Consider the following 23,819-nt stretch of genomic DNA (forward strand, 5'->3'; position numbering starts at 1 on the left):
TCGCCTGAAAAGCTCCAGCATGTGGATCAGGTATACATGAGATATCGCAGGTTTAGCGCGGGGCGGAACCTTGGTGAACTGCGGACCAAAGCCAGTTTATCAATCCCCGCGCTTGGGCGCAATCACTCTTCCAGAATGGCCTTCAGACGCGCGGCTTCCTCTCCGCTCAGGGCTTCTTCGGTCCTGGCCGGCGCCTGGGTACGGCCGCGAATGAAGACACCGGCCACAATCAGGGCGATCAGAAGCATGGCCGGACCGGCAGCCCAGAGCATCCAATTGGCGCCATTTACAGTCGGCCGCAGCAGCACGTATTCGCCATAGCGGTTGACGATGTAATCCATCGCCTCCTGATCCGTGTCCCCGGCCACCAGACGCTCCCGCAACAGAATGCGCAGATCGCGCGCCAGATCGGCATTGGATTCGTCGATGCTTTCATTGCGGCACACGAGGCAGCGCAGATCCTTGGAGAGAACCCGCGCCCGGGATTCCAGCGCAGGATCCTTTAGGATTTCATCCGGTTGCACGGCGAGCGCTGCAGATGCTGCAAGGCTCAGTGCGAGCGCCGCAGAAAGGGCAAATTTCTTCATTCCGCAGGAACCCCTTGCACGTTTGTTTTCCGCGCCCCGGCTGCCACACGGAAGCGACGGTCCGACAGGCTGAACAGACCACCAATCGCCATCAGGATACAGCCACCCCAGATCCAGTTCGCCAGCGGTTTGATATACGTCCGAATGGTCCAGCCTCCGTCGTTTTGCGGATCGCCAATCACCACATAGAGGTCACGGAGAAACTTGTAGTCAATGGCCGCTTCGGTGGTGGGCATACGCGCCACGGGGTAATCCCGCTTTTCCGGGTACAAAGTGGTCACGGGCTTACCGTTGCGTGTAATCTCGACCGTTGCCTTGGTTGCGAAATAGTTCGGTCCCCGTTCACGCCCCACATCCCGCAGGGTCAACGTATAGGCCCCCACGTCAAAGGGTTCGTTCATCTGGGCAACGCGAATGTCCTCGGCTTCCCAAGCGGTGAGGCCCGCAATGGCAAAGACGGTGATGCCAAGGCCCGCGTGGGCAATCGCCTTGCCCCAGTCCGCCCGCGGCAGACGCAGAACGCGGGCCAGGCGATCAGACTTACCGCCCCGCATCCACAAATCCGCAAAGGCTCCAAAAACCATCCAGGTCCCGAGGAACAGTCCAACCGGCCCCAGCGCCGAACGCCCGGTTTGCAGGACAAAGGCAAGGATCATCACGGCCACGGCCAGCGCAAAGACATACCGAAGGTTCCAGCAAGTGCGCGCCAGTTTGCCCCGTTTCCAAGGCAGCATCGCGCCAACAGGCATAACGATGCCAAGCACCACCATGAAAGGCGTAAAGGCCATGTTGAAAAACGGCGGACCAACCGAGAGTTTGCGGTCAAAGGCCATCTCGGCCACCACCGGCCAGAGCGTGCCAAAGAAGACAACAAAACAGCTGACGGCCAACAGGATATTGTTGACCACAAGCCCTGTCTCGCGGCTTACCAGACCAAAGACGCCTTTGGCTTCCATCGCCTGCGCCCGAGCGGCAAACAGTGTCAGTGCACCGCCTGTGAACAGGGCGATGATGATCAGGATAAAGATCCCGCGTTCCGGATCATTTGCAAAGGCATGAACCGAGGTCAAAAGCCCGGATCGAACGATAAATGTCCCGATGAGCGAGAAACCAAAGGCCAAAATCGCCAGAAGGATGGTCCAGCTTTTGAGCGCCTCGCGTTTCTCCACCACGATGGCGGAATGCAGAAGGGCAGCGGACAGCAGCCAGGGCATAAAGGAGGCATTCTCCACCGGATCCCAGAACCAGAACCCGCCCCAGCCGAGCTCGTAATAGGCCCACCAGGAGCCAAGCGCGATGCCGATGGTCAGGAAGATCCAGGCGGCCAGTGTCCAGGGGCGAACCCAACGCCCCCAAGCCGCATCCACACGCCCTTCGATAAGGGCACCAACCGCAAAGGAGAAGGCCATCGAAAGGCCCACATACCCCAAATAGAGGAAAGGCGGGTGAAAGGCCAAACCGGGGTCCTGCAACAGCGGGTTCAGATCCTGCCCGTCCATGGGGGGCACGGCCAAACGCAGAAACGGGTTCGAGGTAAAGAGGATAAAGGCGTAAAAGGCCACGCCAATTGCAGCCTGAACCGACAGGACACGTGCCTTTAACGTTGGTGGCAGGCCGCCGCCATATATGGCCGCCACCGCGCCAAACAGAGCAACAATCAACACCCACAGCAGCATGGATCCTTCGTGGTTACCCCAGGTCCCTGCGATTTTGTAAAGCATCGGTTTTGCCGAATGGCTGTTCAGCGTCACCAGCCGCAGCGAAAAGTCGGATGTGATAAAGCCCCACATCAACGCGCCAAAGGCAAAGGCGGTAAAGAAGAACTGCGCCTGCGCGGCGGGTTCTGCAACAGCCATCCATCCGGGCCAGCGCTTATGGGCACCAACAAGGGGGATTACCATCTGTGCGATGGCAATCAGGAAGGCGAGGATAAGGGCGAAGTGGCCAAGCTCTGTAATCATGGAGATTTTATACGCCTCTCTTGATCTTAGGCCAATGCCCCAATGGTGGCAGTTGCCTGCGCAGTTGGTCGCAGACACGGGGAAGTGAGCAAAGCCGCGCGGGGGTCAGTCTTTGCTTTGCTGATTTTCCCGCCAGGCCAGAAGCGCAGGGTTCGAATCCACTTGCGGGGATATGTGGGGGGGCTGTTCCGTCTCTGGCTCCCTTGCGGCATTCAGCGCGTTCAGGTTTCGGATCACCTGCGGCATTCGGGCCAGTTCAGAAGCGAGCGAATATTGGAACGCCTGGCCCTTGGCCTGATGGCGGGCGCCAAAGTAGAAGGTCACAATCACCCCCAGCAACCACCAAAGCGGTTCCGGGACCAGGGCGATCCCTTGCATTCTGGCGGCAAACCAGATCGGATCCACCATGGCAGAGGCCAATAGCCCAAGGGTTCCAAGTGCGAGACAGGGACGCGGCAATCTGTTGAGGCCGTCAATCACCCGATCAAAGCTGCTGTGTTTGGGTTGGGCGAACTCAGTCGACAATTGCGCGAGCGCTGCCAACTGCATGTCATGTCCCCGGCTTGAAGCTGCTTCGGCGTTCTCCCGAAACACCTCTGCGGTTTCGCGCACGACATTTCGCGAGCCCCCAAAGAGCAACGCAAACAGAGACTGGATCATCCCCATGCGGCGACCCTCCGCTCAAAGTCCTCGGGACTCAGATGGTATTTGGGGGAGATAAATTCCTCTGCCCGTCGGATCCACCCCCCTTTGGTTCCGGCACGCGTGCGGGCGTATTTGCGACTTGCGGGGCGGCGGTCGGCAATCGCGAGGTAATAGTTCCGCCGGGCGATCCCATACGCATCCCGTAAAGCCTGTGCATCCACCTTGGCTGCGGCCTGTGCCGCGTTTGCCGTCTCGGGGCCAATTTTGCCGTCGACACGAATCTCAAATCCCATCTGTTTGAGCAGCTTTTGCAGGATGACCACGGCGTTTCGGCCAGCGTTTACCTGCATGTCAAAAACGGTATCCTGCAGGATTTCGGGCAAAAGGTCGATGTGGGGTTTGGTGAAATAATGATCGACGAAGATTTTGGTGGCTTTGGACGTATCGAGTGATTTGACATCATCCGTGTCCACAACCCCGTCGGCGTTGATGTCCTGGCCAAGTGACCTAAGGGTTTGGAGGGTCACCCCGTGCTTTGTGGCGCCGCCCGGGTCATCCGGATCATTCACAAAGCCGCCCTCTCGGGCAACGATGTCTTTGGCAATGTCATAGATATGTCGCATAACCCAACTCCTTGGACGAGATCTGGGTTAAGTCTGCCTGACGGACATTAAAGGGGCCCAACCGGGGCGTACGCCTCATGCGCAACACGTGTATGGCAAATAGCTGTTGCCACATCCGGACCCAAGGGGTGTGCTCCCGCGCCCGCGGGATCCTCCGCCCTTCGGGCTGTGATCCCTTTGCGGCCTTGGGCCGCGCGCCGCGAAAAGCGCGGCGCCACCCCCAACGCAAAACGCCGCCCCTTGGGGCGGCGGAATTGGGGCGGGAGCGCCTCCCTTTTTGAACCAAAGCGCAGGCCTAGCTTTCTGGGTCCTGGTAAACGCCCTGTTCCTTCAATGCATCAACCACTTCTTTTGGCATATAGGTTTCGTCATGTTTGGCCAGGATCTCCGTGGCTTCAAAAACCCCGTTCACATAGCGCCCGGTACCAACCATCCCCTGATTTTCGCCAAACAAATCCGGCAGCACGCCGGAAAACACCACCGGAACCGAGGCCCCGCCATCCGTTACCGAAAACCGCACCTGACCGCCCTCGCCACGCACCAAGCTGCCCTCTTCGACGAGACCACCCATGCGGAACACTTCACTGGCGTTGGGGGGCTCTTCCATGACCTGGCTTGGTGCGCGGAAGAAGTTGATACCATCGCGCATCGCGTAACCGATGAGCACGGTCGCCAAAACAAGCGCCGCTGTTGCGGCCACAATCACCTGAATGCGTCTTTGTTTCTTGAGCGTCTTCATCAGCCTGGATCCGAGCGCGCGCCCTGTGGACCACGCCCGCCTCTTGGGGTTTGGGTGTTACGGGAACAGCGGAGCCATCATCAGCCCGGCTGTCTCGTCTTCACCTAACATCAGGTTCGCATTCTGCAAGGCTTGTCCACTGCTACCTTTTGTCAGGTTATCAAGCGCGGCAAAGATAATCGCGCGTCCTTCCAGCCGATCCTGTGCCACGCCAATATGGCAGAAATTGGAACCACGTACGTGCCGTGTTGACGGCGCCTCTCCGAGCGGCAGAAGCTCGATAAAGGGCTCATTTTCATAGGCTTGCGCGAAGGTCTTGTGGATCTCCTTTGCGTCGCCTTTGACATAGGTGGTGGCCAGAATCCCGCGGTTCGCAGGTACCAGATGCGGTGTGAACTGGACCTTTACGGGACGGCCTGCCAGCTTTGTGAACTCCTGATCAAATTCACCCAAATGCCGGTGGGTGCTGCCGATTGCATAAGGATGATAACCCTCGGACAGTTCCGCATGCAGCAGGTTTTCCTTGAGCGCGCGACCGGCACCAGAGACGGCGCATTTCAGATCCAGGATGATCTCGTCCAGGTCAATGACCCCTGCCACAATCAGAGGACGCAGAGCAAATTGACCGGTTGCCGCATTGCAACCCGTGCCGGCCACAAGACGGGCGGCAGAAATCTCTTCCCGGTAAAACTCGGTGAGGCCATAAACAGCCTCTTTCTGAATATCGACGGCAGCATGTGGATTGCCGTACCATTTTTCATATTCCGCAGGGTCGCTCAGCCGGAAATCCGCGGACAGATCGACAATTTTCAGATCCTTCGGCAGCGCGCTGATGACCTCCTGGCTGGTTTTATGCGGCAGCGCGCAGAAGCAGAGGTCAATCTGGGCGAAATCAATCTCGGAAATCTTGCACAGTGTTGGCAGGGTCAGGTGGCGCAGATGCGGGAAAACCTGCGCCATATCCATGCCGGCCTTACGTTCCGCCGCAAGCGCTGCGATTTCAATCGACGGGTGCTGAGAGATCAGCCGCACAAGTTCGGCGCCGGTGTAGCCGGAGGCGCCCAGAATAGCCACTTTATGGGTCATATCGTTTCTCTGTTCGTATCAAAGGGTGCGCTTATCGAATAGGCGCGCAAAAGCTGGGGAAAGCCTGAAACCGTCAGGCGGCCTGGAAGGTGATTTCTCGTCGGAGAAATTGCGTCGCATGCACGCTTACGCGCGCCGGATCGCCGGTCGTGAAGAACCCGCCGCTTCCGGAGCCATACATATTCGAATGCCGTTTCAGGTAATCACCAAGGCTGTCTGCAACCAGATTGCCCTGACTGTAAACCTTGACCGATGGTCCAAGCGCGTCCTGAAAGATCTCTTCCATCAGCGGATAATGGGTGCAGCCCAGAATGGCGGCTTCGGGGTTTGGCATCTTGCGCAGAAGCGCGTCCACATGGCTGCGCACCAAGGCTTCGGCCAGAATCATGTCGCCGTCTTCGATGGCATCCACCAGGCCGCCGCAGGACTGCGCTTCGACATCGACGCCAATCGCGCGAAACGCCAGTTCCCGCTGGAACGCGCGGCTTGCCACGGTGGCAGGGGTTGCAAACAGCGCCACATGTTTGACCGCAACCTCGCGCGGCGGAGAGTTGTCCCCCCATTGCCGTTCGGTCAGCGCTTCAATCAGCGGCACAAAGACCCCCAGCACCCGTTTGCCGGGCGGCAGGCCGCCTTCCTGCATCCGGCGCAGCGCCGCAGCCGAAGCGGTATTGCAGGCCAGAATGACCAGATCACAGCCCTTGGACCACATGTCCTCAACCGCGGCTTTGGTCAGCTGGTACACATCTTCCGCATCACGCACCCCATAAGGCGCGCGCGCATTGTCCCCGTAATAGAGGAAGTCCACGTCCGGCAGATGTTTCTGCGCGGCGTTCAGAACGGTCAACCCGCCCAGACCGGAATCAAAGATGCCTACAGCCATTTACCCTCTCACCCTGATGCGTACGCATCAGGAGCGCACGCGGTGCTTTTCTTCGAATTCGAACCCGTAATCCAAGGATTTCAACGGGGTTGGAGACAGCTCATACGTCGCTTTGCGCAGGAAATCCATAATTGCTTTTGTGTCACGCGACAGCGGGTCCAGAATATCACGGTCGATGGGTTTGCCAATGGCGATCCGCACCGGGCGGTCGATCCGCTTTCTGAACTCTTTGATCAGCAACCCCATACGCAGGGTCACATGCAGGTGGCTGGCGATCTGGAACAGTCGGGAGGTTGTCCCATCAAAGAAAACAGGCACCACAACCGCATCCGATTTGGCAATCATCCGCGCGGTGAACCCGCGCCAGCCGGGATCCATCGGATGTGCAAAGGGTGTAACGGCCGTGCTGACCGTACCGCCCGGAAAAATACCAATAGCGCCCCCCTGCCCCAGATAATCCAGCGCAGTCTTCCGGGTCTCCAGATTGGTGCGCATAGCGTCCTTGGTTTCTGCAAAATCAACCGGCAGGATCACCCGGTTCAGATCCTCGGCCTTGCGGAAGATCTGATGTGCAAGAATGCGGAAATCCCCGCGGGTTTGCGCCAGGATATGACCCATCATCAGCCCATCCAGTATACCGTAGGGGTGATTGGCGATCAGGATCAGCGGGCGATCCCGTGGGATCATATCCAAAGAGCCCTGCGCCACATCCAGCGTCAGCCCGTACCGCTCTGTCATCACTGACCAAAAATTCTGTCCAGCGGCCACATCGTCCTCATACCCACGGGCCCTTTTGATCAGCCGCAACCGTCCTGTGGTGTTTTCCATAACTCGGATGAGCGCCCGACCCGAGCGGGTTTCTGCGGAATGTGAGTATGAGATTTCGCGGGCAATCTGTCTGCGCGATGGCATGTCTTTTGGAGTCTCGTGTCTTGCAAGGGAGGCCGCCCGATCCGGGCGTGGGCTATGTACAGCGCCGGGCAGCCAAACTGCCCAGCACTTATGACGTTAAGGTAACGAAACCATGACGCAGTTTGCAATCACCCTATTGCGCGGCTGTCCTATTGCCCTATTGCCCTATTGCGCGGCACGGGCATGGATCTGATTGTCTCCCCCGTCTTTGAGTACGGCCAGAAGCTCTTCCCGGCGTTTAGCGGCTGTGGCTTCATTGGCGGCCTTCACCGGGCCAAAGCCCCGGATCTGCAGCGGCAGTTCTGCCAGCGCCACCAAAGGATCCAACGTATCGGCGCTTGCTTTGGGCAGCCATGTCGCCATGTCGCGCTCGTATTGCCGGATCAGGGCGCGTTCCATCTTGCGTTCAGCTGAATAGCCAAAGACGTCAAACGGGGTGCCCCGCAGAGGTTTCAGACGGGCCAGTACCGGCAACAGGCGTTCGACCCAAGGACCAAAGGCGCGTTTCTTCGGGCGCCCGTTGGTGTCCGTTCCGCCAAGGATCGGCGGGGCCAGATGGTATTTCAACTCCAGTTTGCCATCAAATTCGGCTTCTGCCTTGGCACGGGTGTCCAGCAGCAGGCGCGCGACCTCGTATTCGTCTTTGTAGGACAAGAGCTTGTGATACCCTTTGGCAACGGCTTCCTGCAGACGTGGGTCCGAAATCCCGTCCACCAGCTTTAGATACCGCTTTGCCAGACGCGCCCCCTGATAGGCGCGCAAATGGTCGGCGCGGAAGGCGATTTTTTCCGTCAGCGTTTTGGGTTTGTCGACCACTTTGGGAGCGATGATCCGCGCGGCCTCATCAGAGTGCAGAACAGCCCAGCGTCCGATGTCAAAGGCGCGCTTGTTGCGCTCCACTGCCGCGCCGTTCAAAGTGATCGCCTGCATCAGCGCATCGTGGGAAACCGGAAGCAGCCCCCGCTGCCAGGCGGCACCAAAGATCATCATATTCGAATAGATCGAATCTCCCATGGTGATCCGGGACAGTTCGGTGGCATCAAACAGATCGGCCCGCTGGCGCAGTCGTGCGGTCAGTGCCAATTGCAGCCGATCCCCCGGAATACGAAAGGCGGTGTCACGGGTGAATTCCCCGGTGATGATCTCATGGCTGTTGACCACCGCTCCGGTCCGCCCCTGCGCCGTGAGCCCCAATGTCTTGGCACCTGCACTGACAACAAGATCGCCGCCGATCAGCGCGTCGGCCTCCCCGGTGGCCACGCGGATGGCGCTGATGTCATCGGGGGAATTGGCCAGCCGACAATGGATATGCACCGCGCCACCTTTCTGGGCGAGGCCGGCCATCTCCATCATGCCCGCGCCCTTACCATCAATTTGCGCAGCCTGAGCAAGGATCGCCCCGATGGTCACAACGCCGGTGCCGCCAACCCCGGTGATCACCACATTATGGGTTCCGTTGATCTGCGGCAGATCGGGGTGCGGCAGGTTGGGAAGGTCCAGTTCCGTGCTGACGGCTTTGCGAATTTGCGCGCCCTTGACCGTCACAAAGGACGGGCAGAACCCATTTACGCAAGAAAAGTCCTTGTTGCAGGACGATTGGTCTATGGCACGTTTGCGGCCCAGTTCCGTTTCTACAGGCACGATAGAGATACAGTTGGACTGCACCCCGCAATCTCCGCAGCCTTCGCAGATGTCCGTATTGATAAAGGCGCGCTGATCCGGTTCCGGGAAGGTGCCTTTCTTGCGCCGCCTGCGTTTTTCGGCAGCACAGGTCTGGATGTATAGGATGACAGAGACCCCTTCGACCTCGGCCATCTCCCGTTGGACCTGCATCATGTCGGCCCGCTCGTGAAAGCTGACACCCTTGGGGAACAGGTTCAGGTCAACCTCTTCCTTTGCGTCATAAACCACGGCCAGCTTTTCGACCCCCATGGCGCGCAGTTCATCGGCGATACGCTGCGGGGTCAGATCGCCCTCTGCCTCCTGACCGCCGGTCATGGCCACCGCGTCATTATAAAGGATCTTGTAGGTGATATTGGTGCCTTGCGCCAAAGCCGCCCGGATTGCCAGAACGCCCGAGTGATTATAGGTGCCGTCGCCCAGGTTCTGGAACACATGCTTGCGTTTGGAAAACGGGGCTTCTCCGATCCAATTGGCCCCTTCGCCGCCCATTTGGGTAACGCCTACGGTTTCGCGGTCCATCCATTGGACCATAAAATGGCAACCAATCCCGGCATAGGCCCGGCTGCCTTCTGGCAGACGTGTCGAAGAGTTATGCGGGCAGCCCGAACAGAAATAGGGGATCCGTGTTGTGATATCCTCGGCGTTATCAGCGCGTTTGGCTTCGGCCAATGTGGCAAGGCCTGCACGGATCGCCTCGGTGTCGCGGCCTTCCTCCAACAGGATGCCGCCCAGCCTTTCGGCAATCATGATGGGATCAAGCGCATATTTGGTTGGAAACAGCTCTTCGCGGTGCAAGGCCCCGGCCCCGCCCTTGTACCAGCCGTAAACACGCCGTCCGCGCCGGTCGTCAAAAATCGCTTCCTTGATCTGGATCTCGATCAGCTTGCGCTTTTCTTCAACCACCACAATCAGATCGAGCCCCTCGGCCCAGTCATGAAACCCCTGCATATCCATCGGCCAGGTCTGACCAACCTTATATGTGGTGATCCCCAGCCGTTCTGCCATGGCTTCATCAATGTTCAACAGCTTCAGCGCATGGCTCAGGTCGAGCCAGTTTTTCCCCGCCGCAACCAGTCCGATCTTGGCGCCGGCCTTACCCCAGACACGTTTGTCCATCTTGTTTGCGCGCGAAAACGCCTCGGCCGCGAAGCGTTTGTAGTCGATGATCCGATCCTCCTGACGGAAGCGGTCATCATCCAACCGAATGTTCAGCCCGTCGGCGGGCATGTCAAACTCGGGGGTTACCAGTTTCACCCGGTCCGGATCACCATCCACAACCGATGTGACCTCGATCGTGTCTTTCATCGTCTTGAGCCCAACCCAAAGGCCCGAAAACCGAGACAGCGCGTAGCCATAGATCCCGTAGTCGAGGATTTCCTGAACACCGGCCGGGCTGAGGATGGGTATGTAGCAATCCAAAAGCGACCATTCGGATTGGTGCAACACGGTTGAGCTTTCGCCTGTGTGGTCATCCCCCATAGCCACCAAAACGCCGCCATGTTTCGAAGACCCTGCCATATTGGCGTGTCGGAAGGCATCGCCGGATCGGTCTACACCCGGCCCCTTTCCGTACCAAAGGCCAAAGACCCCGTCGTATTTTCCTTCGCCGCGCACCTCGGCTTGCTGCGATCCCCAAAGGGCGGTGACGGCCAGATCTTCGTTCAGCCCGTATTGAAAGGTCACTTCGCCATCGCGCAGCTGGCGTTCGGCGCGGGCCATCTGAATGTCCACCGCCCCCAACGGTGAGCCGCGATAGCCCGTGACCAGACCAGCAGTATGAAGCCCTGCTGCCGTGTCCCGTGCCTTTTGCATCAACATCAATCGAACCAGCGCCTGCGTCCCATTCAACAGAATGGGGGACTGCGTCAGGTCGAATTTATCGTTTAGTGAAATACCTTGCTTGCCCATCAAGTCCTCCTCACCAGATCAGCTTGCCTTTGATTTTACCACATTGGGTCATAAATGCTGACCTGAATAGTGGTTTTTTGGCTACGAACCATTGAACGTCCCGTCACAAAATGGAAAAGCGCGCTTCTTACCGCTATACTCAAGCAAAACACAAAAACGGCGAGCACGCAGATGGATTGGGACAAGTTACGTATTTTTCACGCGGTTGCGGATGCAGGCAGCCTGACCCACGCGGGCGACAAGCTGAACCTGTCTCAGTCTGCGGTCAGCCGGCAGGTGCGCGCACTGGAAGAACGTTTGAACGCAACACTGTTCCATCGCCATGCGCGTGGACTGATCCTGACGGAACAGGGTGAACTTCTGTTTGAAGCCACGCGCGCCATGAGCCAGCGTCTGGAGGCCGCAGCGGCCCGGATCCGCGACAGCGAAGAAGAAGTCTTTGGCCAATTGCGTGTGACCACGGCATTTGGCTTTGGCACGCTGTGGCTCGCGCCGCGTCTGAACAAATTATATGAGGAATACCCCAATCTGAACGTCGATCTGATGTTGGAAGAACGGGTGTTGGATCTGCCCATGCGTGAGGCCGATGTGGCGATCCGTATGAAAGAGCCAAGCCAGGCCGATTTGATCCGCAAACGTCTGATGACGGTGCAGATGCGGCTTTATGCGTCTGAAACCTATCTGAAGGGTCACGGTACCCCTGCCAAAGCCGAAGACATCAAAGACCACCGTCTGGTCTGTCAGAATCCGCATTCGGCCCAGGTCGGAGCCGCTGCGCTGATGGTCAAACGTTTGATGGCGCACAGCCCGAAGTCTCTGCTGAACGTCAACAACTACTTTGGGGTGTTACAGGCGGTGGTTCATGATCTGGGTATCGGCATCCTGCCCGATTACGTCACCGAAGATTTTCCCGGTCTTGTCGAAGTCCTCCCCCAGGAAGAGACACATGAGGTTCCGGTGTATTTGGCCTATCCCGAAGAGCTGCGTCATTCTCGTCGCGTTGCAGCATTCCGTGATTTTGTACAAAGCGAAATCATAGAACATCGCAAGCACATGAAAGAACTGGGTAAAATTTAGGCGCTCGGGACAGCCATGCGCAAGGTGCATAGCAGATTTGCACGATTTAACGGTGATTAGTCTTGAAGGCTTTGGAGAGACCTCCTAAATGAACCTTATGAAGGCGCTGGCAGACGCCGCCCTTCATACCTCCCTGTTGGACTTCGGCCGAGCTTAGTGCTCGGCCTTTTTTTTGGCAATTTGATTTGCACTTTATGGCGACATGTTTTGCGCTTCTAAACGTAAATGCCAAGTTTCCGCCAAGCAAAAACATGCCACATTTTTTGCATGCACAAATTTTATACCAAATTTCCCGAACGGTGATTGATTTAAGTGCATATGTTCCGGCCTCAGCCTTTGTGTAAACCACGTCACAAGGCGTAATTTCACAGGCCAAGCCGCAGAAAGATCGCCCGCAGGCCTTGGTTCTATACGCTTTGGGCTTTTCCAACGCCACGGGTTGTCCTAAAAGGCGCGCAAACTCATCCATCGGGAAGAAACGAATGCAGGAACCAGCGATTACGCCTGAACTGATTGAGAGTCACGGGCTGAAGCCCGACGAATACGATCTGATCCTTGAGATCATCGGGCGTGAGCCGACGTTTACGGAGTTGGGAATTTTCTCTGCGATGTGGAACGAACACTGCTCGTACAAGTCGTCCAAAAAATGGCTGCGCGGCCTGCCCACCGAAGGCCCCCAGGTCATCTGTGGACCTGGTGAGAACGCGGGTATTGTCGATATTGGGGACGGCGATGCGGTGGTCTTCAAGATGGAAAGCCACAACCACCCCTCCTACATCGAACCCTATCAGGGCGCGGCAACCGGGGTTGGCGGCATCCTGCGCGATGTCTTTACCATGGGGGCACGTCCTATTGCCTCGATGAACTCGCTGTCCTTTGGGGAGCCTTCCCACCACAAGACCCGCCAGCTGGTGAACGGCGTGGTCGAAGGGATCGGCGGATATGGCAACTGTTTCGGCGTGCCTTGTGTTGGCGGCGAAGTCCGCTTCCACCCGGCCTATAACGGCAACTGCCTTGTCAACGCATTTGCCGCTGGTCTGGCCAAGACGGACAGCATCTTCTATTCCGCCGCCTCTGGTGTTGGCATGCCGGTTGTTTATCTGGGCGCCAAAACCGGCCGTGACGGCGTGGGTGGTGCAACTATGGCCTCTGCTGAATTTGATGACACCATCGAAGAGAAACGTCCCACCGTTCAGGTTGGCGATCCCTTCACCGAAAAACGTCTGATGGAAGCCACGCTGGAGCTGATGCAGACCGGTGCCGTGATCTCTATTCAGGACATGGGGGCCGCGGGCCTCACCTGTTCCGCCGTTGAGATGGGTGATAAAGGTGGTCTGGGCGTCAAACTGAACCTGGAAGACGTGCCGCAGCGCGAAGAGGGTATGACAGCCTATGAGATGATGCTGTCGGAATCTCAGGAACGTATGCTGATGGTTCTGAAACCGGAACTGGAAGCCGAAGCCAAAGCCGTATTTGTGAAATGGGATCTGGATTTCGCCATCGTAGGTGAAACAATTGCCGAAGACCGTTTCCTGATCCTGCACAATGGCGAGGTCAAAGCTGACCTTCCGCTGTCCAAACTCTCCTCCTCGGCGCCTGAATACGACCGCCCTTGGGTTCCGACACCGGTTGCCGCCCCCGTGGGCGACATTCCCGAAGTGGACCCGATCGACGGGCTCAAAGCGCTGATTTCCTCTCCGAATTATGGCGGCAAGCAGTGGGTCTATGAACAATATGACACCACCGTGATGGGCGACACCCAACAGCGCCCCGGCGCTTCGGCAGGTATCATTCGTGTTCATGGCACCGACAAGAAGCTGGCCTTTACTTCGGATGTGACACCGCGCTACGTCAAGGCGAACCCGGTTGAAGGCGGCAAACAAGCCGTTGCCGAGGCCTATCGCAACCTGACAGCGGTTGGTGCAAAGGCGCTGGCAACAACCGACAACCTGAACTTTGGCAACCCCGAAAAGCCAGAGATCATGGGCCAGTTCGTGGGTGCCCTTCAGGGCATCGGCCAAGCGGTTGCTGCACTGGATATGCCCATCGTGTCCGGAAACGTCTCACTTTATAACGAGACAGACGGCCAAGGGATCCTGCCCACCCCGACCATCGGTGCTGTGGGTCTGATCGCGGCCGGCGAAGAGCCGATCATCGGCGAAGTCCGCGACGGCCATGTGGCGCTGGTCATTGGTGAAACCACCGGTCACTTGGGTCAATCCGCATTGCTGGCCGAGGTCTTCAACCGCGAAGAGGGCGACGCCCCTGCCGTGGATCTGGATGCTGAAAAACGCAACGGCGAATTCATCCGTGAAAACCGTGCCCTGATCAAAGCCTGCACCGACCTTGGTGACGGTGGTCTGGCCCTGGCGGCGTTTGAACTGGCCGAAGCCGCAGGTGTTGGCGTTCATCTGGATGCTGGCGACATGGCAACCCTGTTTGGGGAAGATCAGGCGCGCTATCTTGTGGCCTGTAACTTTGACCAGGCCGAAGCGCTGATGCTGGCAGCAAGCCAGGCAGGCGTTCCGGTGGCCTCTGTTGGTAAATTCGGTGGCGACAGTGTGAAACTCGGCGCATCCGAGGCTCCGCTGGCAGAACTGGCGGATATCTTCCGCTCAAGCTTTGCCGCAGCCGTTGCCTGACACTCTGCAATCGGGTCAGTTCAATTTTCCCGAGCTGACCCATGATTGCAGCCGCTGTGCGGCCCTGTGCTGCGCAGCCTACCCTTTTGACAAAGGTGAAGATTTCGGCTTGGAAAAGCCGGTCGACACGCCCTGCCCCAATCTGAACGCCTCCCACGGATGTCGCATTCATCAGGATCTGACCAAACGTGGTTTTGGCGGCTGCGTGGCTTATTCCTGTGCCGGTGCCGGCCAGCGGGTGACGCAAGAGCTGTTCGAGGGCGAAACCTGGCGGGATGATCCCGACCTCCTGCCCTATATGACCCATGCCCTTCGGGTTGTACGCCCCATTCACGAAGCACTGCTGATCCTGAATGAAGCGCTGGCGATCCCGATGCCGGATGACCTGCGGGAGCGCTGCAATGCGTTGATAGCCGTGCTTTGTGTGGCGGATGCGACCTCTATCTGGGATTTCGAGGAGCATGAGGTTCAGGAGGCCCTCGCCGAGGTGCCTGAGTTTGTACCGCTGCTGGCCCCTTACGTGACCCGTCCTCTCTAATCCGCTTGCAGTACGGCAGCGCCAGCCCTACATTTTGACCAGACAGTAAGAAGGACATTGACCGAAATGCCCATGCAGGCTCATGAAATCGAGGCGCTTTTGCGCGAAAGCTTCCCAGATGCTGAAATCCAGGTTGGCGGAAATGACGGTGTGCATATGTCCGCGATGGTTGTCGACGAAAGTTTTCGCGGCAAGAACCGCGTTCAACAGCAGCGCGCCGTCTATGCGGCGCTCAAAGGCAAGATGGACGGATCCGACGGAGAGCTGCACGCGCTGGCGCTGACCACCAAAGCACCCGAGTAATCACCGGATAGGAGAAGCCTGTGAGTGTCACGACACTCCTCGTATTTTTGGGCATCGCCGCAGTAATCGCGGTCATAGTTGCCATTGATCTGTGGCTCAGGGGCGGCAAACGCCGCCCTTTGTCCCACGCTCAACCGCGCAAAATAGACCGTAAGCCCAAGCGTCACCACACAACGCCCAAGCCAGATTTGGGGTTAGAGGCGGTGGACCTGGATGCAATCGACAAGATCAACCGGAAGCACGCCCGTCTGCAACGGCGAAATCATCAGAGGCGATTCCCTGAGGGGCTAAGCCGTGACAAAGAGTGAGCCGCTTTGGCAAGCTCATGCCTTTAACCGATCCGGCTGCGAACTGGTGATCACTTATGGATGAAGCCTTGGTTTCGGTCATGGCAGGCATCGCAAAAATACTGCTACACTGGGCAATGATAATTATGGACCTTGCGCATATCATTGCTGTTCCCATATGTGAGTTTAGAAAACTTCTTAAATACGGACCACGCTTTTGGCGCGTTGAACGACAAATGCGCCGCCGCGCCTGGAAACGGAGACGACTATGACCGACGCGAAAACCCGCATTGATGAAACCGTCAAAGCCAATGACGTTGTGCTCTATATGAAAGGCACAAAAGAGATGCCGCAATGTGGTTTCTCGTCCCGTGTGGCGGGGGTTCTGAACTATATCGGTGTGGACTATACCGACGTGAATGTTCTGGCTGACGAGGAAATCCGCCAGGGTATCAAGGATTATTCCGACTGGCCCACGATCCCGCAGCTGTATGTCAAAGGCGAATTTGTGGGCGGATGCGACATCATCACCGAGATGACCCTGTCCGGCGAGCTGGACACGATGTTTGACGACAACGAAGTCACCTATAACAAAGAAGCCGCCGACAAGATCCGCGAAGCCAACAACGGTTGATCGAACGGCTCACTGTCTGAAACAAAAGAACCCTGCCAGATCAAACTGGCAGGGTTCTTTTTTGGCTTTGGAAACCGATTGGATCTAATTATCCAGCAGCCGCAGTGGGTTCCGCTGCGATAACCGAGAACGCGACATCCTCGATGGTCAGCGTCTCTCCGGCATTCTCCACGCGGGCCAGAATGTCATCGTTCTGCATGATCAGCGCATCGCCGGTGAGGGTATCATTCACAACCGAGAAATCGTCTTCATCGACATCGGTGTCAGCGCCGCGAATAGCAATCAAGATCTGATCGTCTTCTTCAGGATCATAGTCAGTGATTGTTATCGTGTCGCCAGCGGTTTCATCCGCCAACAGCATAAACAGATCCCCGTCGTTGCCGCCACGTCCGACATCGCCTTCGTCCAGGATCAGCGCATCAATGCCGTCTCCGCCATTCAACGTGTCAGATGCCATGTCGTTGACTTCGATCTGGGTGAAGTTTTCAGGATCGTTGCGCAGGGTTTCCAGGTCCTGGGTGTCCGGTTCGTCGTCAAACTCGCCACCGTACAAGATGTCATTGCCTGCTCCGCCCAGGATCGAATCCGCAGAAGAGCCGCCAGCCGCATAGTCATTGCCCGCCCCGGAGTAGATCGTGTCTTGGCCCGCGCTGCCAATCAGAGCATCGTCGCCGTCGTCACCCGAAAGCGTATCGTTGCCGCCTGAACCAAACAGGTAGTCGTCTCCGTCGTCACCGTGCAGATCATCGTTGCCAGCCTGGCCGAACAACTCGTCATCACCTTCACCACCGCGCACAGTGTCATCGCCCGCACCGGCGTTGACCTCATCGTTGCCGCCCAGAGCGTTAATGTTGTCGTCCTCACTCCCAAAGGTCAGAAGGTCACCGCCGTCGGTTGCTTCCTGAGAGTCTTCGCGCAGTTCGGGATCCGTTGTATCGTCTTCTGTCTCAACCACGTTGTCGTCATCGTCGTCGAGTACCAAAATCGCCCCTGCAACAAGGAGCGTGGCCACTACCGCAATTCCAATCATCTTGTTTTCCAAAATTCCGTTGTTGTTTCGTAAATTTTTAGTTCACCACTTAAATAAATTAAAGAAGTTATTCAAAAGAGCTTGTGAACTGCCCCTTTGCCCCATCGGTATGGAAACACTTTTTGTTTGCAGCGGTGCATTGTTTCGAATTCCCGTGACTGAAGGTTTTCCCAATGACGGAATCGCGGCGGAGCGCCTCACCTTAAAGGAGAATTTCACCGGTCAAACCGCGATTTAGCATAGGTGGAATACAGGAGTCGCTTACGGCTGGGACGAAATACGACGCTTAGTACCGCAAGCCCTGTCCGTAGGGGGACCGTCCTCCGTTACAGCGACTGAACTACGGATTTTGACATCAAAGGCGTTTCATGTGGCGGGTACGGTGACTGTCTCAAGCCCGGACCCATTTTCATACCGCTACCGTTCACTTCAACCGACGTGCACATGCGAGATACGGGACAAAGGGAGCCTTGACGGTTGTCGTCAGAAGGTCAGCTATCTGGTTGTCTCTGCGAGAGCTTAACGGTCCTGCAATGCAAGCTTGATCCCTAATGAGATCAGGAGCGTCCCAAGCACTCTGTCCAACCACATGCCCACAACCGGGTTGCCGCGCAGACTGTCGGTCAGTCGGGCCCCCAACAGAACAAGGGGCGGCTCGATAAGGGCTGCAACGCCGATGATGAGCGCGCCGTGCAAAGCAAGCTGCGCCCATGTTGGGCCCATTCCGGGAACGACAAACTGCGGCAGGAACGCCAGAAAGAAGATCGCGACCTTTGGATTCAACAATGACACCAGCACGCCCTGCCTCATCACCTTCAAGCCGGACGAACTGCTTTCAACCTTGTCATTGATAAACTTGCCTCCCTGATAGCGCAGCGCGGATAGCCCAAGGTAAATCAGATAAGCCGCTCCGACCCATTTGACGATCGAGAATGCGACAGCGGAAGATGCCAGGATTGCCGAAAGCCCCACCGCTGCGAAACCTACATGTACGAGAGCACCTGCCCAGATACCCGCCATTGCTGCGAAACCCGCGCGGCGGCCGCCTCTGACCGTTTGTCCAAGAATAAAGGCTATGTCAGGACCGGGTGAAAGGTTAAGCAGCACCGCGGCAGTCACGAACGCCGTCCAATGGAGCATTGAGTAGTCAAACATGAAGGGCCTCCAGAAATACTCTCTTTCCAGCCTTATCCGACACGATGCCAGATGCAATGACCCTCGTGTCATTTTTTGACCACTCTGTTAGCAGACCTATGCGCAATACGCAGCATCCGTCACTTTGGGCTCGTTACAGACCTTCTCTGCTCGACACACGAATGGCTGCTCCTGCGTTAGCGGACTGTTTAGCCCCAAGTCGTAAGCGACCCTAAAATACACCGGAACAGGTCGGGCCCGCTCAGCTTTGGCGGGCCCTTGTGGCGGCGCTTTCGAGCAAAGCGCCACAACCGTCAGGAGGCTGCTTTATCCTCGATTTCCTGAGCCAGGCTTTCCGCACGTGCAGCCAGTTCTGCCAGTGTTTCGCCAACCTGTGACGGGACAACCGGGACCTCTATCCGTTCAGGCTCCGGCGCGGGGGCCGCGCGCAATGCGGTCAGCTCCGCGTCTTTGGCTGCAATTTCAGCCTCCTTTTCCGCGAGCTTTGCATCAATCCCGGCCAGACGATCTTCGATTGCGGCCGTTTTATCAGCCAGCATCAGCCCGGCCATCAAAAGCATCCGCGCCTCTGGCATGCGGCCAATCTGGTCTGCGAGGACCTTCGCCTCATCATCCAGCATTTTAGCGGCTGATTGCAAATAGCTTTCTTCGCCTTCCTGACAGGAGACTTCAAACCCACGCCCACCGATGTGAATGGTAACTTCGGGCATTATTCATCCTCCCCTTGCGGCAGGTTCTGCGCATTGGCCAACAAGGGCTCCAAACGGGCAATCACGGCGGTCATCTCTGCGCGGTCCGTGGCATTGGCTGCGCGCAGCCCTTCAACTTCGGCCTGAAGCGCGGCATTGATCAGCGACGGGTCCCCGACACCTTCGGCATTGGCTTGGCGCAACGCGGCATTGGACTGCACCAGCTGATCATTTGCAGCGCGCAACGTGGTCAGCTCTTGATCCAGTTTAATCAGTGTTTCGTCATCCTCTGCAAGAACGGGATGCGGCATGGCCTGCGCTTCACTTGCGGCAGCCTGTGCCGCCTCGGCAGCGGCTTGCGCTTCGGCAACTGCGGCTTGCGCCTGTGCGGTTTCTGCCTGCGCGTGGGCAACCTGGGCTTCCGCTGCTCCCAGAGCGCTTGTGGCGGCTTCCAACTCGCTTTTCAGTCGGTTGCGCTCGGCTTGCAGCGCGGCAAAGTCAACTTCGGAGATCACAGGCTCACTGCTGGGCGCCGAGGCTTCCAGCGCTGCCGCAAGCTCAGCCCTGAGCTGCGCCGCCTCGCCTTCCATGACTTCACATTGTTCCTTGGCACTTGCCGCCTCATTCTGGGCGCCTTCCAATGCCCCCTTGAGCCGGTCAATTTCCATGCGCAGCGCGTCACGTTCCGCTGTGTTGCCAACCTCGTTGCGCAAAAGTTGCAGTTCAGCTTCCAACGCAGCGATGGTTTCCGGATCTCCGCCGCCACCGCCCGCGGCTTCTGCCGCTTCGGCTCTGGTTTCCGCCTCGTCCAACCGGGTCCGCAATACGCGAATTCGTTCTTCCAACTGCGCGTTGGCCATGCGCTCTTCGTCGAGCGCCTGTTCCAGCTCTGCGTTCGGAGTTGCAGCTTCGGCCGCCTCTGTGCTGGCCTCCAGCAGGCTGACGCCGGATGCAATGCGGTCCATTGCCGCCAATATCCGCGCCTGCAAGTCTTCGATCTGCTCCATGCCTGTCCCTATGCGCTTGTCACTACGCTCTATCCGTGACGCCTCTGCGGTAACGTCCTGCCCGTTGCAGGCCCAGTGGCCACGGTTTTATGCCTTATGGTTCTTTATAATTCCTATTGGCGCTGCGAATCGCAAGTCCGAGTTCAAGACCATACGCCGGTTCTGCGCCAAAGGAGTAAATGACCGCTCCCACGCTTTCAAGCAGTTGGACGACCAAGTTCAAGGAATAGCGGATTTGCTCCCCCGCGCGGCTTGCACTTTATGATACGGGTGGTATTGACCATTTGTCCGCCTGATAAAGCCAAAGGAAATTCCAGTGGATCTGACAGCCCTGCGTTCTGCAAACCCCGAGCATTGGTCCAAGGCCGCCGCTATCCGTGGTCTCACACTCGATGCGGTTGCTGCCGCCAACTCCGGCCACTCTGGCATGCCTATCGGTATGGCAGACGTGGCAACCGTGCTTTTTGAAAAGCACATGAAATTTGATGTTACCGCTCCCAAATGGCCTGACCGCGACCGGTTTATCCTGTCTGCCGGTCACGGTTCGATGCTGATCTATTCGCTGCTCTATCTTATGGGCGATGCGCAGGTCACATTAGACCAGGTGAAGAATTTCCGCCAAATCGGTCAGCTGACCGCCGGCCACCCTGAAAACTTCCTGCTGGACGCGGTTGAAGTGACAACCGGTCCTTTGGGTCAGGGGATCTCCAACGCCGTGGGCTTTGCCATGGCCGAAGAAATGCAGCGCGCCCAATACGGCAAGAAGATTGTCGATCACTATACATATGTAATTGCCGGCGACGGCTGCCTGATGGAAGGTATCAGCCAGGAAGCCATCGGCATTGCCGGGCGCCATTCGCTGGGCAAGCTGATCGTGCTGTGGGATGACAACAACATCACCATCGACGGCACGGTTGAATTGTCGGACCGTACCAACCAGGTGCAGCGCTTCAAAGCGTCGGGCTGGCACGTGCAGGAAATCGACGGCCACGATCCTGTGGCAATCGACGCCGCAATTGAAGCTGCCAAGAAAACCAAGAAACCGTCCATGATTGCCTGCAAAACCCATATCGCTTTGGGTCACGCGGCACAGGACACCTCCAAAGGCCACGGTGCGCTGACCGATGCGGAACAGCTGATCGCCGCCAAGACAGCCTATGGCTGCCCGCTCGAAGCTTTTGACGTTCCCGCCGACGTCAAATCCGCATGGGAAGCGATTGGTAAGCGTGGTGCAGAAGAGCGCGCCGCATGGGAAGCGCGTTTTGCTGAGGTCTCCAGCCAGAAACAGGACCGTTTCAACCGTGCCTATGCGCTGGAAGCGTCCAAGAAGCTGGCGTCCGTTGTGCGCGCCCTGAAAAAGCAGATCTCTGAGGAACAGCCCAAGGTCGCGACCCGCAAAGCGTCGGAAATGGCGCTGGCTGCGATCAACCCGGTTTTGCCGGAGACCGTGGGCGGTTCTGCCGACCTGACAGGCTCCAACAACACCAAGACCGATGATCTGGGCATCTTCGACACGGACAACCGCAAAGGTCGTTATGTCTATTGGGGCATCCGTGAGCACGGTATGGCGGCTGCGATGAATGGCATGGCGCTGCACGGTGGTATGCGCCCCTATGGCGGCACCTTCTTCTGCTTCACCGACTATGCCCGCCCGGCCATGCGTCTGGCGGCCCTGTCGAAACTGCCGACCGTGTTTGTGATGACCCACGACTCGATCGGGGTTGGCGAAGACGGCCCGACCCACCAGCCGGTGGAACATCTGGCGATCTGCCGTGCGACCCCGAACACCTATACCTTCCGCCCTGCGGACGCGGTAGAAACGGCGGAAGCTTGGGAAATCGCGCTCTCGTCCAAAGAAACCCCGTCTGTGCTGGCCCTGACCCGTCAAGGTCTGCCAACGGTCCGGACCGAGCATAAGATGAACAACCTGACTGCTCAGGGCGGCTATGTTCTGGCCGAAGCTGAAGGCAAACGTCAGGTGATCCTGATCGCAACCGGCTCTGAGGTTTCGCTGGCGATGGAAGCAAAAGCCAAGCTGGAAGCCGAAGGCATCGGCACCCGCGTGGTCTCCATGCCCTGTATGGAACTGTTCCTAGCGCAAGACGAAGCCTACCGCCGCAAGGTTCTGCCGGCCGGTCCGGTCCGCGTCGGCATCGAGGCAGCCGTGCGCGACGGCGGCTGGGATCGTCTGCTGATGGGCGAACGCGGCCAGGAGAAGAAAGCCGATTTTGTCGGCATGACCTCCTTTGGCGCATCCGCCCCGGCTGGTAAGTTGTTCGAAAAATTCGGCATCACCACCGCGGCAACAGTTGCCAAGGCAAAAGCCCTGCTCGGGTAAAGCCGCTCTTTCAGACATAAAACCAAGGGCGCTCCGTCGGGGCGCCCTTTTGCGTTTGATTCATGTGATGTTGGAACAGCGTCCCGAGTCTGGTCTGCTGGATCTTTTTGCAGGTGTTTCCCATCAACTTCACCGCAGCCACAAAAAAACGGAGGGCGATACAATCCCCTCCGTTCTCTTTTCAAGCTCCTGTCGTCCCTTCCGTAGCATCGCGCATTTGCTAGCGGGACGTCGACAAAGGACGGTTACGCGCGCTTTCTTCTACGCGCTGCGCCAGCCCCAAAACCCAGCGCGCCGATCAGCAGCAAACCTGTTGCCGGAAGCGGAATTGGAGCCGGTGCAAATTCGTTCACCACAAGTTGGTCGACGGTTGAATCAAATACCGTTGTGCCACCAAAGAAGTCATCAGAGATGACGCCGCAGAGGCCGAAACCATCGCAAGGGCTACCCGTGGGACCCTGCCCGACCGAGACCGCAAAGGTTCCGGTTGTGTCAAGAACAGCCAACCCTTCAACGCCAAGTACGGTGCCGTCCCCCAAAACTGATGTTCCGTCCAGATCAAAGACCAGACCGAACAGCCCGTTGATGTCAAACGTGAGCGCCGGCACAAGCGAATTGCCGCTAAAGGTCGCGGCGAAATCCAACAGCTCTCCGGCAAAGCTTGCAATCTGGCTGTCGGCATCAAAGTCTTCGGCTTCGAATGAGCCGCTAAAGACAGCGCCTTCCGAAAATGTCTGTGAAAAACTAAAAGTTGCGGCATTCGCGGCTGAGCCAAGCGCTGCCGTTGCCACGGCGAGTGCAGCAAAGGTTGATTTCATGGATCGTTCCCCCGGTAAACACGTGTTTCTGGTTAAGATAATCGTGATAGTGCCATCACCTTCTGCACCAAGAGCGAGGGTTAATAAAGTATAAATCAACCAATGCGTGTTTAATTCTAACGAAGAACCACGCGCGCCTGATTGAAGTCTGCTCTTGTGTAACCCACCAATATCCAGCCGTCACTTGTAAGTGAAATTACCAATAGTGCGTGTGTGGCTCGTAAGCTGCCCGCGCCAAAACTGCCCCGGCAGGCTGGCCTGAGTTAGGTTATGG

At 57.6% G+C, this 23,819-nt stretch carries 21 protein-coding genes; 7 read left to right on the forward strand and 14 right to left on the reverse strand.

Annotated features, from left to right (window positions below; all coding sequences use genetic code 11):
• Positions 1-122: 122 nt before the first annotated feature.
• The 9 genes from ACXAEW_RS15825 to ACXAEW_RS15865 form a co-directional block, all read right to left on the reverse strand.
• A complete protein-coding gene (locus ACXAEW_RS15825) occupies positions 123-587 on the reverse strand; it encodes a cytochrome c-type biogenesis protein (protein WP_474942235.1) in 465 nt (154 codons plus the stop codon).
• Positions 584-2,548 (reverse strand): heme lyase CcmF/NrfE family subunit, encoded by a 1,965-nt coding sequence (locus ACXAEW_RS15830; protein WP_474942236.1) that lies wholly within the window; start codon positions 2,546-2,548, stop codon positions 584-586. The genes ACXAEW_RS15825 and ACXAEW_RS15830 overlap by 4 nt, the downstream gene beginning before the upstream one ends.
• A gap of 105 nt (positions 2,549-2,653) precedes the next feature.
• Positions 2,654-3,214: a holin family protein gene (locus ACXAEW_RS15835; protein WP_474942237.1), complete on the reverse strand. Its 561-nt coding sequence runs from the start codon at positions 3,212-3,214 to the stop codon at positions 2,654-2,656.
• Positions 3,205-3,816, reverse strand: coding sequence for a holin-associated N-acetylmuramidase (locus ACXAEW_RS15840; RefSeq protein WP_474942238.1), 612 nt, complete (start codon positions 3,814-3,816; stop codon positions 3,205-3,207). Before ACXAEW_RS15840 ends, ACXAEW_RS15835 begins: the two co-directional genes overlap by 10 nt.
• A 295-nt stretch (positions 3,817-4,111) precedes the next feature.
• Positions 4,112-4,555: a cytochrome c maturation protein CcmE gene (gene ccmE, locus ACXAEW_RS15845; protein ID WP_474942239.1), complete on the reverse strand. Its 444-nt coding sequence runs from the start codon at positions 4,553-4,555 to the stop codon at positions 4,112-4,114.
• A gap of 57 nt (positions 4,556-4,612) precedes the next feature.
• Positions 4,613-5,641 carry an N-acetyl-gamma-glutamyl-phosphate reductase gene (gene argC / locus ACXAEW_RS15850; RefSeq protein WP_474942240.1) on the reverse strand — a complete coding sequence of 343 codons (1,029 nt, stop codon included), beginning with the start codon at positions 5,639-5,641 and terminating at the stop codon, positions 4,613-4,615.
• A gap of 73 nt (positions 5,642-5,714) precedes the next feature.
• A complete protein-coding gene (gene murI, locus ACXAEW_RS15855) occupies positions 5,715-6,524 on the reverse strand; it encodes a glutamate racemase (protein WP_474942241.1) in 810 nt (269 codons plus the stop codon).
• Between the two features lie 27 nt (positions 6,525-6,551).
• A complete protein-coding gene (locus tag ACXAEW_RS15860) occupies positions 6,552-7,436 on the reverse strand; it encodes a lysophospholipid acyltransferase family protein (RefSeq protein ID WP_474942242.1) in 885 nt (294 codons plus the stop codon).
• A gap of 165 nt (positions 7,437-7,601) precedes the next feature.
• On the reverse strand, positions 7,602-11,027 hold the full coding sequence (locus tag ACXAEW_RS15865; RefSeq protein ID WP_474942243.1) for an indolepyruvate ferredoxin oxidoreductase family protein: 3,426 nt from the start codon (positions 11,025-11,027) through the stop codon (positions 7,602-7,604).
• 171 nt (positions 11,028-11,198) lie between these two features.
• Here ACXAEW_RS15865 and ACXAEW_RS15870 point away from each other — a divergent pair, with 171 nt between their 5' ends.
• The 6 genes from ACXAEW_RS15870 to grxD all read left to right on the forward strand — a co-directional run bounded on the left by ACXAEW_RS15870 (position 11,199) and on the right by grxD (position 16,508).
• On the forward strand, positions 11,199-12,104 hold the full coding sequence (locus ACXAEW_RS15870; RefSeq protein ID WP_474942244.1) for a LysR family transcriptional regulator: 906 nt from the start codon (positions 11,199-11,201) through the stop codon (positions 12,102-12,104).
• Positions 12,105-12,586: 482 nt separating this feature from the next.
• Positions 12,587-14,746, forward strand: a complete 2,160-nt coding sequence (gene purL, locus ACXAEW_RS15875) for a phosphoribosylformylglycinamidine synthase subunit PurL (protein WP_474942245.1) — start codon at positions 12,587-12,589, stop codon at positions 14,744-14,746.
• A complete protein-coding gene (locus tag ACXAEW_RS15880; protein ID WP_474942246.1) occupies positions 14,739-15,284 on the forward strand; it encodes a hypothetical protein in 546 nt (181 codons plus the stop codon). Before purL ends, ACXAEW_RS15880 begins: the two co-directional genes overlap by 8 nt.
• A gap of 66 nt (positions 15,285-15,350) precedes the next feature.
• Complete coding sequence (locus ACXAEW_RS15885; RefSeq protein ID WP_474942247.1) at positions 15,351-15,587, forward strand: BolA/IbaG family iron-sulfur metabolism protein; 237 nt, start codon at positions 15,351-15,353, stop codon at positions 15,585-15,587.
• Positions 15,588-15,607: 20 nt separating this feature from the next.
• Positions 15,608-15,895, forward strand: coding sequence for a hypothetical protein (locus ACXAEW_RS15890; protein ID WP_474942248.1), 288 nt, complete (start codon positions 15,608-15,610; stop codon positions 15,893-15,895).
• 247 nt (positions 15,896-16,142) lie between these two features.
• Positions 16,143-16,508 (forward strand): Grx4 family monothiol glutaredoxin, encoded by a 366-nt coding sequence (gene grxD / locus ACXAEW_RS15895; RefSeq protein ID WP_474942249.1) that lies wholly within the window; start codon positions 16,143-16,145, stop codon positions 16,506-16,508.
• 88 nt (positions 16,509-16,596) lie between these two features.
• Here the strand turns inward: grxD and ACXAEW_RS15900 are convergent, their stop codons facing one another.
• The 4 genes from ACXAEW_RS15900 to ACXAEW_RS15915 all read right to left on the reverse strand — a co-directional run bounded on the left by ACXAEW_RS15900 (position 16,597) and on the right by ACXAEW_RS15915 (position 20,389).
• On the reverse strand, positions 16,597-17,538 hold the full coding sequence (locus tag ACXAEW_RS15900; RefSeq protein WP_474942250.1) for a calcium-binding protein: 942 nt from the start codon (positions 17,536-17,538) through the stop codon (positions 16,597-16,599).
• Between the two features lie 519 nt (positions 17,539-18,057).
• Positions 18,058-18,693, reverse strand: coding sequence for a LysE family translocator (locus ACXAEW_RS15905; RefSeq protein WP_474942251.1), 636 nt, complete (start codon positions 18,691-18,693; stop codon positions 18,058-18,060).
• Between the two features lie 293 nt (positions 18,694-18,986).
• Complete coding sequence (locus ACXAEW_RS15910; protein ID WP_474942252.1) at positions 18,987-19,403, reverse strand: cell division protein ZapA; 417 nt, start codon at positions 19,401-19,403, stop codon at positions 18,987-18,989.
• Complete coding sequence (locus tag ACXAEW_RS15915) at positions 19,403-20,389, reverse strand: coiled-coil domain-containing protein (RefSeq protein WP_474942253.1); 987 nt, start codon at positions 20,387-20,389, stop codon at positions 19,403-19,405. Before ACXAEW_RS15915 ends, ACXAEW_RS15910 begins: the two co-directional genes overlap by 1 nt.
• 316 nt (positions 20,390-20,705) lie before the next feature.
• On the opposite strand from ACXAEW_RS15915, the gene tkt reads away from it, so the two are divergent.
• A complete protein-coding gene (tkt, locus tag ACXAEW_RS15920; RefSeq protein WP_474942254.1) occupies positions 20,706-22,727 on the forward strand; it encodes a transketolase in 2,022 nt (673 codons plus the stop codon).
• 245 nt (positions 22,728-22,972) lie between these two features.
• Here tkt and ACXAEW_RS15925 read toward each other — a convergent pair whose 3' ends face one another.
• Positions 22,973-23,545 carry a hypothetical protein gene (locus tag ACXAEW_RS15925; protein WP_474942255.1) on the reverse strand — a complete coding sequence of 191 codons (573 nt, stop codon included), beginning with the start codon at positions 23,543-23,545 and terminating at the stop codon, positions 22,973-22,975.
• Positions 23,546-23,819 lie beyond the last annotated feature (274 nt).

The sequence above is a fragment of the Epibacterium sp. ABZ3_068 genome (assembly GCF_056159265.1).

What these genes read in the sequence shown, in the direction of transcription:
- ACXAEW_RS15825 (WP_474942235.1), bottom strand. Translation starts at nt 587, where the DNA reads ATGAAGAAATTTGCCCTTTCTGCGGCGCTCGCACTGAGCCTTGCAGCA.
- ACXAEW_RS15830 (WP_474942236.1), bottom strand. Translation starts at nt 2,548, where the DNA reads ATGATTACAGAGCTTGGCCACTTCGCCCTTATCCTCGCCTTCCTGATT.
- ACXAEW_RS15835 (WP_474942237.1), bottom strand. Translation starts at nt 3,214, where the DNA reads ATGGGGATGATCCAGTCTCTGTTTGCGTTGCTCTTTGGGGGCTCGCGA.
- ACXAEW_RS15840 (WP_474942238.1), bottom strand. Translation starts at nt 3,816, where the DNA reads ATGCGACATATCTATGACATTGCCAAAGACATCGTTGCCCGAGAGGGC.
- ccmE (WP_474942239.1), bottom strand. Translation starts at nt 4,555, where the DNA reads ATGAAGACGCTCAAGAAACAAAGACGCATTCAGGTGATTGTGGCCGCA.
- argC (WP_474942240.1), bottom strand. Translation starts at nt 5,641, where the DNA reads ATGACCCATAAAGTGGCTATTCTGGGCGCCTCCGGCTACACCGGCGCC.
- murI (WP_474942241.1), bottom strand. Translation starts at nt 6,524, where the DNA reads ATGGCTGTAGGCATCTTTGATTCCGGTCTGGGCGGGTTGACCGTTCTG.
- ACXAEW_RS15860 (WP_474942242.1), bottom strand. Translation starts at nt 7,436, where the DNA reads ATGCCATCGCGCAGACAGATTGCCCGCGAAATCTCATACTCACATTCC.
- ACXAEW_RS15865 (WP_474942243.1), bottom strand. Translation starts at nt 11,027, where the DNA reads ATGGGCAAGCAAGGTATTTCACTAAACGATAAATTCGACCTGACGCAG.
- ACXAEW_RS15870 (WP_474942244.1), top strand. Translation starts at nt 11,199, where the DNA reads ATGGATTGGGACAAGTTACGTATTTTTCACGCGGTTGCGGATGCAGGC.
- purL (WP_474942245.1), top strand. Translation starts at nt 12,587, where the DNA reads ATGCAGGAACCAGCGATTACGCCTGAACTGATTGAGAGTCACGGGCTG.
- ACXAEW_RS15885 (WP_474942247.1), top strand. Translation starts at nt 15,351, where the DNA reads ATGCCCATGCAGGCTCATGAAATCGAGGCGCTTTTGCGCGAAAGCTTC.
- grxD (WP_474942249.1), top strand. Translation starts at nt 16,143, where the DNA reads ATGACCGACGCGAAAACCCGCATTGATGAAACCGTCAAAGCCAATGAC.
- ACXAEW_RS15900 (WP_474942250.1), bottom strand. Translation starts at nt 17,538, where the DNA reads ATGATTGGAATTGCGGTAGTGGCCACGCTCCTTGTTGCAGGGGCGATT.
- ACXAEW_RS15905 (WP_474942251.1), bottom strand. Translation starts at nt 18,693, where the DNA reads ATGTTTGACTACTCAATGCTCCATTGGACGGCGTTCGTGACTGCCGCG.
- ACXAEW_RS15910 (WP_474942252.1), bottom strand. Translation starts at nt 19,403, where the DNA reads ATGCCCGAAGTTACCATTCACATCGGTGGGCGTGGGTTTGAAGTCTCC.
- ACXAEW_RS15915 (WP_474942253.1), bottom strand. Translation starts at nt 20,389, where the DNA reads ATGGAGCAGATCGAAGACTTGCAGGCGCGGATATTGGCGGCAATGGAC.
- ACXAEW_RS15925 (WP_474942255.1), bottom strand. Translation starts at nt 23,545, where the DNA reads ATGAAATCAACCTTTGCTGCACTCGCCGTGGCAACGGCAGCGCTTGGC.